This is a genomic window from Paraliobacillus quinghaiensis, assembly GCF_003426025.1.
Classification (GTDB): domain Bacteria; phylum Bacillota; class Bacilli; order Bacillales; family Amphibacillaceae; genus Paraliobacillus_A; species Paraliobacillus_A quinghaiensis.
Window position 1 is genome coordinate 64,158 of sequence record NZ_QJSH01000007.1, and the last position, 12,324, is coordinate 76,481.

The 12,324-nt window shown below is 35.3% G+C and carries 12 protein-coding genes; 9 read left to right on the forward strand and 3 right to left on the reverse strand.

What is annotated here, in order from left to right; translation table 11 throughout:
• The first annotated feature begins 33 nt into the window (after window positions 1-33).
• The gene (locus D2K40_RS06555; RefSeq protein WP_117154159.1) at window positions 34-249 is read left to right on the forward strand and encodes a YdbC family protein; all 216 of its coding nucleotides are present in this window, start codon (window positions 34-36) and stop codon (window positions 247-249) included.
• A gap of 91 nt (window positions 250-340) precedes the next feature.
• Complete coding sequence (locus D2K40_RS06560) at window positions 341-841, forward strand: PTS sugar transporter subunit IIA (protein WP_117154161.1); 501 nt, start codon at window positions 341-343, stop codon at window positions 839-841.
• Window positions 842-888: 47 nt separating this feature from the next.
• On the opposite strand, the gene mreBH is transcribed toward D2K40_RS06560, so the two are convergent.
• Window positions 889-1,896 carry a rod-share determining protein MreBH gene (gene mreBH / locus D2K40_RS06565; protein ID WP_117154163.1) on the reverse strand — a complete coding sequence of 336 codons (1,008 nt, stop codon included), beginning with the start codon at window positions 1,894-1,896 and terminating at the stop codon, window positions 889-891.
• 322 nt (window positions 1,897-2,218) lie between these two features.
• Here mreBH and D2K40_RS06570 point away from each other — a divergent pair, with 322 nt between their 5' ends.
• From D2K40_RS06570 to D2K40_RS06585, 4 genes are all read left to right on the forward strand, one after another.
• Window positions 2,219-4,402 (forward strand): EAL domain-containing protein, encoded by a 2,184-nt coding sequence (locus D2K40_RS06570; RefSeq protein ID WP_117154165.1) that lies wholly within the window; start codon window positions 2,219-2,221, stop codon window positions 4,400-4,402.
• Between the two features lie 131 nt (window positions 4,403-4,533).
• Window positions 4,534-5,007 (forward strand): low molecular weight protein-tyrosine-phosphatase, encoded by a 474-nt coding sequence (locus D2K40_RS06575; protein ID WP_117154167.1) that lies wholly within the window; start codon window positions 4,534-4,536, stop codon window positions 5,005-5,007.
• A gap of 3 nt (window positions 5,008-5,010) precedes the next feature.
• Complete coding sequence (locus tag D2K40_RS06580; protein ID WP_117154169.1) at window positions 5,011-5,298, forward strand: hypothetical protein; 288 nt, start codon at window positions 5,011-5,013, stop codon at window positions 5,296-5,298.
• Window positions 5,299-5,318: 20 nt separating this feature from the next.
• Window positions 5,319-6,143 carry a YihY/virulence factor BrkB family protein gene (locus D2K40_RS06585; RefSeq protein WP_117154171.1) on the forward strand — a complete coding sequence of 275 codons (825 nt, stop codon included), beginning with the start codon at window positions 5,319-5,321 and terminating at the stop codon, window positions 6,141-6,143.
• Between the two features lie 592 nt (window positions 6,144-6,735).
• Here D2K40_RS06585 and D2K40_RS06590 read toward each other — a convergent pair.
• Window positions 6,736-8,625 (reverse strand): heavy metal translocating P-type ATPase, encoded by a 1,890-nt coding sequence (locus tag D2K40_RS06590; RefSeq protein WP_117154293.1) that lies wholly within the window; start codon window positions 8,623-8,625, stop codon window positions 6,736-6,738.
• Between the two features lie 399 nt (window positions 8,626-9,024).
• On the opposite strand from D2K40_RS06590, the gene D2K40_RS06595 reads away from it, so the two are divergent.
• Entirely contained in the window at window positions 9,025-9,849 is an 825-nt protein-coding gene (locus D2K40_RS06595) for a transporter substrate-binding domain-containing protein (protein WP_117154173.1), read from the forward strand.
• Between the two features lie 14 nt (window positions 9,850-9,863).
• A complete protein-coding gene (locus D2K40_RS06600) occupies window positions 9,864-10,535 on the forward strand; it encodes an amino acid ABC transporter permease (RefSeq protein WP_117154175.1) in 672 nt (223 codons plus the stop codon).
• Window positions 10,536-10,556: 21 nt separating this feature from the next.
• Here the strand turns inward: D2K40_RS06600 and D2K40_RS06605 are convergent, their stop codons facing one another.
• The gene (locus D2K40_RS06605; protein ID WP_117154177.1) at window positions 10,557-11,732 is read right to left on the reverse strand and encodes an MFS transporter; all 1,176 of its coding nucleotides are present in this window, start codon (window positions 11,730-11,732) and stop codon (window positions 10,557-10,559) included.
• Window positions 11,733-11,896: 164 nt separating this feature from the next.
• Between D2K40_RS06605 and D2K40_RS06610 the strand changes: the two genes are divergently transcribed.
• The gene (locus tag D2K40_RS06610; RefSeq protein ID WP_117154179.1) at window positions 11,897-12,289 is read left to right on the forward strand and encodes an OsmC family protein; all 393 of its coding nucleotides are present in this window, start codon (window positions 11,897-11,899) and stop codon (window positions 12,287-12,289) included.
• Window positions 12,290-12,324 lie beyond the last annotated feature (35 nt).

A 12,324-nucleotide genomic window follows, 5' to 3' on the forward strand; every position in this document is an offset into this window, starting at 1 on the left:
TCCATATATTGGTTAGTTAAGGAGGATGTTTAAATGGCAAGTTTAAATTATGAGATTGTAGAAACGATTGGGGTTATTTCAGAGTCTTCAAAAGGATGGAAAAAAGAATTAAATCTTGTTTCATGGAATAATCGAGAACCGAAATATGATTTGCGGGACTGGGCTCCAGATCACGAAAAAATGGGAAAAGGAATTACGTTATCTAAAGAAGAAGTGGAGAATTTGCGAGATTTGTTAAATAAAAAGTAATTTATTTTTTGACACGGTGAATGATTTATCTTTAAAAGGGGTATATGTTTATAGGGTGTATAATCGAGTATTTTTGAAAGGAGTAATTCGTTTGTTCAAAAAATTATTTGGTAAAAAAGAAGAGCACACAAAAATAGAGCAAGAAAAGGTACTTGCTCCAGTTACAGGAGAATTAGTTGAACTTAGTGAAGTGCCAGATCCCACTTTCTCAGAAAAGATGATGGGTGACGGGGTGGCGATTAAACCGACAAATGGAGCGTTTGTTGCCCCTGTTACTGGTGAAGTTGTTAATTTGTTTCCAACAAAACATGCAATTGGTATTAAATCAGAAGCGGGCGTTGAATATTTGATTCATATTGGATTGGAGACAGTGGCTTTAGATGGCGAAGGATTTGAAGCGCATGTAAAACAAGGTGACAAAGTTTCTGCTGGTGATCTATTGGTTACCGTTGATTTGGAAACTGTAGGAGCAAAGGCTAATCTAATTTCACCTGTAGTGATTACAAATGAAGTAGCTTCTGTTCAAAAAGAGGCTTCGGCACAAAGTGTTGTTAAAGGTGAAACGGTAATAATGACGATCGATATGAAATAGGAAAAAGCTTGGGCCATACTTATGAGCCCAAGCTTTTCAAATAGTGGCTATTTCGCAGCTTTTTGTAATTTGTGAATCATTTTTAAGGAACGACCTGTTCCAATTGCTACTGATTCCAATGGATTTGGTGCAAGGTGTACTGGCACGTTAATTTCACTAGCTAGCCACTCTTGCATCCCTTTTAACAAAGAACCCCCACCTGTAATTGTCACACCATGATCAACAATGTCACCACTTAGTTCAGGGGGACAGCTTTCTAATGTAGCGTGTACTGTTTCTAAAATTGATTCTAAAGATTCACGAAGTGCTTCTTGTACTTGTGTAGACGTTACAGTTATTACACGTGGTAACCCTGCTACAAGGTCACGTCCTCTCACTTCCATTGATTCTTCTTCATGATCAATTAAAGCATAGCCGATTTCCATTTTAATTGCTTCTGCTGTGCGCACTCCGATTAAGATATTAAATTTGCGGCGAATAAATTGAATAATTTCTTCATCCATTCGATCACCACCAGTACGAACAGATTTGCAAGTGACAACACCGCCGAATGAAATGATGGCCACTTCACTTGTGCCACCGCCAATATCGACGATAACATTAGCAACTGGTTCTTCTACTGGTAAGTCAGCTCCAATTGCAGCTGCTATTGGTTCCTCAATAATATGAACTTCTTTTGCACCGTAACTTTTGACTGCGTTATGGATGGCGCGACGTTCAACCGATGTACTTCCCGAAGGTGTACACACTACGACAGTCGGTTTTCGCATCGAGACCCCCACTTTTTTGCTAACTTTCTTTAAAACTTCTTTTAGCATTTGTGCGGTGATATCATAATCGGCAATAACTCCATCTTTTAAGGGGCGAATAGGTACAATGTTGCGTGGTGTTTTTCCGATCATTTCTTTTGCTTCTTTACCCACAGCGACAACGTTGTTGTTAGTTGTATCGATAGCTACTACAGAGGGTTCATTAAAAATAATGCCTTTTGATTTTGTATAAACTAGTATATTTGCTGTTCCAAGATCTATTCCAATTTCTGCGTTTGAAAACATGATGTTTCCTCCAATGATGTTTATTTCTACTTATAATTATTCTATACAATATTTAATTTTATGGGGGCTAATTCACATGTTATTATATGGAATTTCTCGAATTTTAACACAAATAATAGACAGAAACCCATAAAGTATAACAAAAATCCCCCAAAAAATTGATTTTAGTCTGCAGTAAAAGATGAAAAATCTGCTTAAAGCCCTTTTCATCTATCTGAAATTGTATATAATGATTAAAAGGCATAAATAATGTTGAAGGCTTACTATTGTTTTAATATACTTGAGAAGTAGAAACACATAAATTGAGGTTAAAGGTGAAAATATGACAATAAACCCTGTAGACAATTTGGTAGACTATCAAGAAATTGAACAGATAATAAACCGGTTTCACACCTTATCTACTAAGGATGAAATGCAGAAAATTACGAATGAACTATATCATTATTTTAAAAAGAAAATGCATAGTAATCGAGGATTAAATGAAGCGATTAGTAAAGCGTTTCGGTTAATGATGATTGACCATGCAGGTTATATTATCTATATTGATGAGCAATTTTGTAAACAACTTGGTTACATGAAAGAAGAATTATTGTTTCACCATTATCGTACACTTCATGCAGGTGTGCATGACGGACAATTCTATGAAGATATGTGGTCTACTGTTCAAAAAGGGAACATTTGGGAAGGCGATATTTGCACAGAAACCAAAATGAATGCAATAATTTGGTATAGAACCAAACTAATACCAATTGTTGATGTTGAAGATAGGATTGTAGCATTTGCTGCATTTCGCACAGATATTAATGATGTAAAAGATGAAGACACGCAATTGGTTGAAGCTCTGAATGATGATTATCGAAAAGTTTTTCAACAATTAATGAATTTGATCTTTCGTGTTCGAAAAAATAAAGAAACTGGTGAGTACCGTTTTTCGTTAATTGAAGGTAAATTAACAAAAAAATTAGATATACATACAGAAAATACATATGATCAACCGTTAGATATTGTATTTAAAAATACTGATAACTTACATGTTATTGAAAAATTTGATCGGGTTTTTGCTGGAGAAGAAAAGGAGACTACATTTAAACATCAACATGGCTCATTTTTTCTTTATTCTTTGCTTACGCCAATTATGGAGAATGATGAGGTCATTGAAGTTGTCGGTTCTTCCATTGACATTACGTCACTTGAAAATGCAGAAAAAAGAATCCGTTATCTAGCTTTCCATGACCAGTTAACGGATTTACCTAATCGTAGTAAATTAAGGGACGATATGAAAGAGCTGGTTGATCAAGCTGATCAGTTTAGCTCATTTGCAGTGTTGTATTGTGATATTGATCGTTTGAAACATATTAATGATACACTTGGTGATTTTCTAGGAGATCAAGTTATTCAGATGATTGCCAAACGTTTAAATAATGCTATTAAAGATAATGGCTCGTTATATCGATTTGGTGGAGATGAGTTTGTTGCAATTATAGAAGGTACCAAAGAAGAAATTGATAGGCTAAGTGAGAAGATGTTGTGTGAAATTAAACAACCAATCTCATTACAAGGGCATGAGTTTTTTGTGACGTCTTCGATCGGAATTAGCCTTTTTGGGGTAGATAGCTTTAATGCTGAAGCATTGATGAATCATGCGAGTATTGCTGTACATTATTGTAAAGTGAATGGGCGAAACAGTCGTTTATTCTACACTCCAAAAATGAATAAAATGTACAATGATATTTTGTTGATGGAGGGAGAAATTCGTAAAGCGCTCTACCATAATGATTTTGAATTGTATTATCAACCACAAATTAATGTTCATACAGGAGAAGTAATAGGTTTAGAAGCACTTATTCGTTGGTATCATAAAGAAAAAGGATATATTCCACCAAGCGAATTTATCCCATTAGCAGAAGAATGTGGGTTGATTACGCAAATAGGGGAATGGGTAATTCGGAAAGCTTGTAATCAACACGTTATTTGGATTGAAAAGGGGTTTAAGCCAATTAGAATTGCTGTCAATGTATCAGCGATTGAACTACAGCGCTTTGATTTTGCTAATAAAGTAGCTGTAATAATGGAAGAAACGAATATGGATCCTGCTTATCTGGAATTAGAGATAACTGAGAATAGTGTAATGCGAAATACAGAAGATTGTATTAAAACAATGAATGCGCTTCGGGACATGGGAGTGTCTTTATCAATTGATGATTTTGGTACAGGTTATTCGTCGTTTGGTTATTTAAGAAAGTTCCCAATTAACTTTCTAAAAATAGATCAATCTTTTGTAAAAAATGTGTTAGCTGAATCAAGCAATGCGGAAATTATTAAAGCGATGATTCAGCTTGCACATACATTCGGTTTGAAAGTTGTTGCAGAAGGGGTAGAAGAGCAAGAAGTATTAGACTTATTGCAAAAGCAGCAGTGTGATTATTATCAAGGCTATTTCTTCAGTAAACCGATTCCGCCTGATAAACTTGAACAATTGCTATTTGGATCTCAACCAGTAATATAAAGCTAAGAGGTTATATTGAAAGTCTTTCTACTTAATATAGTAGAGAGGCTTTTATTTATGTTTAAAATTTTAAAAAATCATCATATTTAAGTATAATGGGAGTAATTCTAAGTGATAGGTGGTATATAGATATGATAAGGGTATTATTTGTTTGTTTGGGAAATATATGTAGGTCTCCGATGGCTGAAGCGATTTTTCGAGATTTAGTTAAAAAAGAAGGGATAAGTGATCAATTTAAAATTGATTCTGCAGGTATTGGTGCATGGCATGTAGATTTACCGCCACATGAAGGGACAAGAAAAATGCTTGATGAAAAGCGAATTTCTTATCAAGGAATGAAAGCGAGACAGGTTACACCAGAAGATTTCCATACATTTGATTATATAATTGCGATGGATGAGCAAAATATACGTGACTTGAATGAGGTGCAGACATTAGCTGGTGATGCTAAGGTCTCAAAATTAATGGATTTTGTACCAAGTCCCAGAGAGCAAAATGTGCCAGATCCTTATTTTACTAAGAGATTTGATTATACATATCAATTAGTAGAGCGAGGATGTGAAGCCTTATTGGAAACAATTAAGAACGAGCAAAAAGGAGTGTAATGTATGGGAAAAGGGTTAATGTATAAAGGTATATTTTTAGGAGCGGTTATTGGTGGCGCTTTAACATTGTTAGATCACGATACTAGAAGAGGTGCTAAGCTTTTAGTAAACAAAACAAAAGTAAAAGCAAACTTTTATAAAAATCATCCTGCTATTTTCGCTGCCGATTTACGTAATCAATATGAGCATCTTTCTGCTTCTCTTTTAAGTGGGATGAATTCTACAATTCAAATGCTTGCGAGTATAGAAGGGTTAATAGAACAGGTTGAGGACAAAAGGCGAATCGAATAAACGGAAGTGGAGGGGGAAAAATGCAACATGTGATTCCATTTGGTAAGCAGTTATTTCAACGGATAATGAAGGACGATGTAATAGGTCTTTCTGCGCAATTAGCATATTTCTTTTTGTTGTCACTATTTCCATTTTTAATTTTCTTAGTAACATTAGTCGGCTATTTACCAATTGACAATGTTAATGTGATGAATTTTATGTCTGATTACATACCTGCTGACTCTTTTGCGCTTATTGAGCGTAATATTGAGCAGATTGTGAATGATCGTAATGGTGGGTTATTATCTGTCGGGATTATTGGTACTTTGTGGTCAGCATCAAATGGAACAAATGCAATTATGCGAGCATTTAACAAAGCATATGATGTAGATGAGGATCGCTCATTTATCGTTTCGCGCTTAATTGCTGTTGTATTATTAATCGCAATGCTTGTTGTTATTATTGTTGCATTCTTGTTACCGATATTCGGAAGAATAATTGGAGTCTATATTTTTTCTTTCTTTGGTGTATCAGAGGGATTTTTGCAAGTTTGGAATATGTTGAGATGGGTTATATCATCAACTGTATTTTTAATTGTATTTTTAGCACTATACATGTTAGCACCTAATAAACGGGTGCACATAAAAGACGCTATATTTGGTGCATTATTTGCAACAATTGGTTGGCAACTAGTCTCATTGGCTTTTTCTTATTATGTAAGTACAATAGGTAATTATTCCGCCGCGTATGGTAGCCTTGGTGGTGTAATTGTTCTAATGATTTGGTTTTTCATTTCTGGAAGTATCATTATTACAGGTGGAGAAATTAATGCACTAGTAAAACAGTGGAAATTAAAAAAGAGCTGATAAACAGCTCTTTTTTGTTTAGCATAATGCCCTTTTCGAAAGCATTATTACTTATTCGGATTCGATATAAAATGCGCAATAACTTTATTAGTAATTTAATTATTCCTCTATAAAATAAGTGATATAGCACGTTTCCGAAAAACACTCGCTTTCCGTGGGGAACGCTTCAGCCTCCTCGCGAGCAAAAAGCGCTCACTGTGGGGTCTTCAGACTGTTCCTTTCCCACAGGAGTCTCGCATTTTTTTGCAACTTAGTATAGTTTTCTGTCCAGATAGAGAAACGCAACACCATCTTGATTGGTTATGTGCAAAGATAAGACTCACATACTAGCGTATCAAATGAAATTGGCGACACTCCTCGGAAATATAGTTCAATTTCCTTCGTGCGATGTGAGTTCATAGAAGCATTCCTTGTCCTGTGGGAACAGCGCGAGCTGAAGATCCACTCGGAGGCGTTTTTTGCCTCCGAGTTAGCTGAAGCCGTGCCCACGGAAAGGGAGTCAATTTCATTTGAGGAGCGGGACAAAGGAACAAAGATTTAATAAGCAGTCTATGTTAATCACGTCATAAAAAACAATCTTTTGGAAAATAGTTTATCTTAACAAGCGTAGGCCGTTTAGGATGACTAAGATAGTGCTCCCTTCGTGTCCTAGAACACCTAATGGTAAGTCAAGTAATTGAAAAAAGTTAGTTATTATTAAGACGCAGATGACGCTAATGGAGAAAAAGATATTTTGCTTTACAATGCGATTCATGCGAGTGGAAAGTTGAATTGCATTTGTTATTTTTTTGAGTTTATTTTTTATCAGAATAATATCGGCTGTTTCAAGTGCGACATCTGTTCCGGCGCCCATTGCGATCCCGATATCAGCTGTTGCAAGAGCTGGAGCATCATTGATTCCATCGCCAATCATTGCAACATGAGTGTATTTTTCTTTTAGTTTCTTTATCTCAGTTACTTTATCTGCTGGCATACAATTTGCGATATAACCATCTAGTTGCGCTTCCTCTGCAATAGCTTGAGCTGTTGTCTCGTTATCACCGGTCAACATGATCGTGTGAATGCCTGCTTTCTTAAAGGATTGGATAGCTTTTATTGTATCATTACGGACATCATCTTTTAGAGCGATTAAACCAACTACTTCATTGTTTTTAGCGATATAGACTACTGTTTTTGCTTCAGTAGCTAATTTCTCAGCTATGGCGTTGTACCAATCTGCATCTGATCTTTGATTAAAAAAATTTCCGCTTCCAACCACCCAGTTGTCTCCATCAATAGTTGCACTAACACCTTTACCGACTTCCTCTTGCATGTTTTCAACGAGAAGGTCAGACCTTCTTTGTTCTTCTTTCGTATAGTTAACTATTGCTTGTGCTAATGGATGTGTAGACTCTTTTTCAATAGCATTTATCACCTGGAGTGCATAATGTTCATCGATTTCTTTAGCGAAATGTATGTCGGTTACGTGAGGTGTCCCATTTGTTAATGTTCCTGTTTTATCTAGAGCGATCGCCTTCACATTGCTAAGGTTTTCGATGTGCACGCCACCTTTAAATAAAATGCCGTTTCTGGCGGCATTAGAAATAGCGGATAGTGTGGCAGGCATGATTGAAGCAACCAGAGCACATGGAGAAGCAACAACTAATAAAATCATTGCGCGATAGATTGTATCAGTCCAGCTCCATCCGAATAAGAAGTGTGGCAAGAATAGCATGACTCCAACTGTGATTAAAACAATTTTTACATACTTACTCTCAAAGCGCTCAATAAATAATTGTGAAGGAGATTTTTCGCTTTGTGCAGATTGAACGAGTTCCATTATTTTTTGGACAAAAGAATCTTTTGATAGTTTTGATATTTTAACCGTCAAACTGCCGTTTAAGTTTACTGTACCAGCATATACTTCAGCGTCACATTGTTTTGTTGCTGGAATAGATTCACCAGTAAGTGCACTTTCATCTACAGAGGATTTTCCTTTTGTGATGATACCATCTGCAGGAATACGCTCCCCGGGTTTGATTAAAATATAATCACCAATTACCAAATCCTCTACATCTACTAATTCTGTTTTGTTATGGATTAATCGCAGTGCCTGTTCTGGTTGTATATCCATTAATGCGGATAATTCGCGTTCACTTTTTTGCATGGTATATGTTTCAAGCGCACCTGATAATGCAAAAATAAAGATAAGTATAGCGCCTTCTGTCCAATAACCAATTATGGCGGAACCAATTGCTGCAAAAATCATTAGCAATTCAACATTTAACTCTTTATATATAATGCTATTTGTTATCCCTTCTTTTGCTTTAGCAAAGCCCCCTATAACAAATGCAATTAAGTTAGAGGTGATCCATAACGAATTAGGCATTTTATCTTCTAGTATCCATGCTGTTAAGATAATGATACCACTTAGCAGTGCGGCGATTAGTTCGCCATGTTTTTTTAAGAAAAACATATAGTTATTTTTAAATAAGGGCTCCATATTATCATTGTTTATAATTGTTCTAATTAAATTACTCAACTAAATCAATCCTTTCTCAGTTAATTGATAATAATATTCAATAACTTTAATTGTAAACTCCTTTATTAATGCGTTTTTAGATGATAATGTATATCATTTAGATTAAAATAATTATAATTTAACTTATCCTTATATTATCATATTGTGAATGAAGAACAAGTGTGTTTACAAAAAGAGATATAAAAAATAAAGTGAAATAGTATAATAAACGAGGTGATTTCTAATTAAATAATTCTGATAAATAGTAGTACAGAATATTTATTATTTATATAACAGTGTCATATTCATTGAATATATAATGATATTCTGTTATATTCTTAATAACATTTATAATATAACAATAAAAAAGGGTGGTTTTATATGTTACGAAAAGGGTTACTGTTTACTTTTTTAATTAGTGTTTTAGTTTTGGCTGCATGTGGTCAATCAGATACTAAATGGGATGAGGTTCAAGAAGCTGGAGAAATTGTTGCTGGTACATCAGGCACATTAATCGCAGCATCTTATTATACAGAAGAAGATGAATTGACTGGGTACGATGTAGAAGTAATGAGAGAAATTGCAAGTCGTCTAGACCTTGAAGTTAAATTCGAAATAATGGGAATAGATAGCATGTTACCAGCTTTAGATAGTAGAATCGATGTTGCAGTAAATGATATTGAAGCTACTGATAAGCGTAAAGAGAAATTTAACTTTTCTGATCCATACAAATATTCATACTCTACAATGGTTGTCCGAGAAGATGACTATTCAGGAATCAACAGCTTAGAAGATTTAGAAGGTAAAAAGGCTGGTGGTGGAGCGACTACTATTTATAGTCAGATCGCAGAACATTTTGGTGCAGAAGTTGTTACATACGGTAATGCACCGAATGAAGCATATTTAAGTGATGTTAATACAGGTAGAACAGATGTTATTGTAAATGATTATTATCTTTCAAAATTTGGGGTTGGTGCTTTCCCTGATTTTGATATCATGTTACACCCTAATTTGAAATTCCATCCAACTGAACAGGCAGTTGTTATGCCTAAAGATGCAACAAAATTACAAGAAAAAATCAATGAAGTTTTAGCGGAAATGCGTGAAGATGGTACGCTAACTGAATTAGCAAAACAGTTTTATGGTGAGGATGCATCACAAAGACCAGAAGGTGAAATTGAAGAAATTGAAGGCCTTGATCTGTAAAGGAGCACTTCCAAATGAATTTTTCGGATTTTTTTGATGTCAAGCTGGCTATAGAAAATTTCCCTTATATATTAAGTGGTCTTCCAATGACAATCGCCGTCTCTTTTTTAGGGATGGCGCTTGGTTTAATCTTGGGGTTATTTATTGCTTTAGCTAGAGGTTCCAATCGAAAAGTATTGCGTTTACCTGCAAGAGTATATATTTCCTTTATGCGTGGAACGCCAATTTTAGTGTTTTTATTTATTTTATATTTTGGTCTGCCGTCAGTGGGGATTGAATTTACAGCATATCAAGCAGCGGTACTTGGTTTTGGGCTAAATAGTGCTGCTTACATTGCAGAGATCAATCGAGCTGCACTAAATAGTGTTGATGATGGGCAGTGGGAAGCTGCGCTAACCCTTGGTTTACCTTATGGCAAAACATTACGAGGAATTATTTTACCGCAGGCAGCGCGTATTGCCATTCCACCGTTAACGAATGTTTTTTTAGATTTAGTAAAAGCAACATCACTAGCTGCGGTTATTACGGTGCCAGAGCTTTTTCAAAAAGCGCAAATTGCTGGTGGACGTACATTTGATACTTTAACAATGTATGTTGTTGTAGCTTTAATATACTGGCCGTTATGTATTTTTATTTCTATTTTTCAAGAACGACTTGAAAAAAGATATAGTCGCTTTATAGATTAGTTTTTAAAAGAAACACAGGGATTATGCCCGATGCATAACAGCCTGTGTTTCTTTTTTTGTTGAGATCGCAATAACAACGAGTAGGAGCAAAAATACAATAACATAAAAAAATGATGTAGTAGGAAATAGCTCAATAAATATTCCGCCAATATAAGGGCCAGTAATACTCCCTATACTAAATGCAATCCCGCACATAATGTTACCAGCTGGCAGTAAGGCTCTTGGAAGTAAATCCGCCATATAAGAAACACCTAGTGAATACAGCGAGCCAAGTAGCATACCTGCACTTGCGAATGTGATAAATAACCAGACAACCGATTCTTCTAATTGTGCACCAATTAAGAAAATGATAATTCCAGAGGTAATCACAATCATTAGCATTCGCCTTCTACCAATCTTATCGCTTGCTATGCCCAATGGAATTTGGGTGACTAAACTTGCCAGTGAAAAGAAAGGGATCACAAGTGAGATTAAATTGACATCATGTCCAATCCGCAAACCATATACCGGAAAAATTCCGTGTAATGTTGACTCTAAAATGCCATAGGCGAATGGAGCTAAAAAAGCAACCCAGGCAATTTTTCCTGTCTTCACAAAACGACCAATTGATGATTTTACTTCAACTGTTTCCAAATCATCATTTGTACTAACAAACTCATTTCGCACAAAAAGCATCAGTAACCAAATAATGAAGCACAAAACAGCGGCAACAATAAAAGGTAAGCTTTGATGGACGTGCAATAGTCTAGTCATTGTTGGTCCTAGTGAAAAGCCAAGACTAAAAAACAAACCATAATAAGCAATCACTCGTCCTCGACGTTCAGGTGCAGCCGTTGATGTAATCCAGGTTTGTGTTGCAAAGTGCAGCATATGATCACCTATTCCAACTAATAACCTTAAAATAAACCAAAACCATAAAGCTTGCCAAATTGGAAAGAAGGCAAGAGAGGCAATTACAAGAAAGCCACCAATTAAAATGATTGGTTTGTATCCAAGTTTTTGTAAGGGTCTTTCCATAAAAGGAGAGGCGAGTAATACCCCTATATAAAGTCCAGTTGCATGAAGGCCGTTCACCGAAGAAGAAACACCATTTTGCTCTAAAATTATTGCAAGTAATGGCAATAGCATTCCTTGTGAAAACCCCGATATTGTAACAAAGCTTATCAAAATACCAAATCTGACTTTTGATGAAACCATTTTCAATCCCCCGATCTCATCCTACTGGATGAAAAAAACACAATAACTATAATTTATAGTTTTTTCTAACAAAGGTCAATCTAGCGTTGTTTTAAATCAAAATGTGTTATAGTAAAAGGAAATGGGAATAAACTAATAAGATCTATGAAAAGGAGTTGAGATGCATGCAATTTCAATACAAAGAAGCAGGTGTTAGAGTAGACCTCCCTTATGGTATGTTGGATATTTCTAGTGATGAAGATTATGGGTATAGACCCTACCAGTTAATGGTGGCGTCAATAGTAGGATGTAGTACTTCAGTATTTATGAAAATTCTTGAGAAACAACGTGTGAATGTAGAGGATTTTGTTGTACGCACAGAAGTAGAAAGAAATGAAGCGGAAGCAGATCGAATTGAAAAGATAAGAATTCATTATGTGATCAAAGGTAAAAACTTAAGCGATGAAAAATTATACAAAAATTTAGAAATTGCTCGTAAAAATTGTTCAATGGTAAGGTCTGTTGAAGATAGCATAGAAATCGTAGAAACATTAGAAACGATTCAAATAAGCATGTAAAAAGAATGAGCACTTATTCTTTTTTGAATAAGTGC